The organism is Methylobacterium variabile, assembly GCF_001043975.1.
GTDB lineage: Bacteria > Pseudomonadota > Alphaproteobacteria > Rhizobiales > Beijerinckiaceae > Methylobacterium > Methylobacterium variabile.
Map to the genome: position 1 here is coordinate 1 of NZ_LABY01000365.1, position 515 is coordinate 515.

The window sequence follows — 515 nt, forward strand, 5'->3', positions numbered from 1 at the left end:
GCCGCCTTGCTGTGGCGCTTCCAGTCCGGCTTGAACACCACCTGGGCGACCTTGCGGGTCTCCGCCCACTTCGCGGCGATCAGCTCGGCGCCTTCGCCGCCGCCGTGCATCAGCACCATGTCGGGGTGCTTGGCCCGCACCCGATCGAGCGTGTCCCAGATCACCGCGACGTCCTGGAACTGCTTGCCTCCCGTGAAGGCGATCCGGGTTCCTTTCGGCAGGTGGATCTCGGTCTCGGCCCGGCGCCGCGCGCTGATGAAGTCGCGGCTGTCGATCATCGCCGCGGTCATGGTCGCTCGGTTGACCTGCGATCCGGAGCGCGGGCGCCACAGCGACCGGGTGGTCCGTGTGAAGAAGTAGGCGGCGGCGTCGCGGGCGTACTCGAAGGCGTTGCGGCGCTCCGAAAGCGTCTGCCCGAGGGCGGTGAGGCGTTCGAGTTCGACCGAGAGCACCTCGCTGCCGTCCTGGTCGCGCTGGCTCATGCGCTGCGCCTGCTCGTTCTCGTCGAGCTTGCG

1 protein-coding gene is annotated in these 515 nt (G+C 69.3%); it reads right to left on the reverse strand.

Annotation, left to right across the window (positions count from 1 at the left end):
* On the reverse strand, nt 1–515 hold a 515-nt coding region (locus VQ02_RS32990), incomplete at both ends, for a DUF2493 domain-containing protein (RefSeq protein ID WP_048448499.1).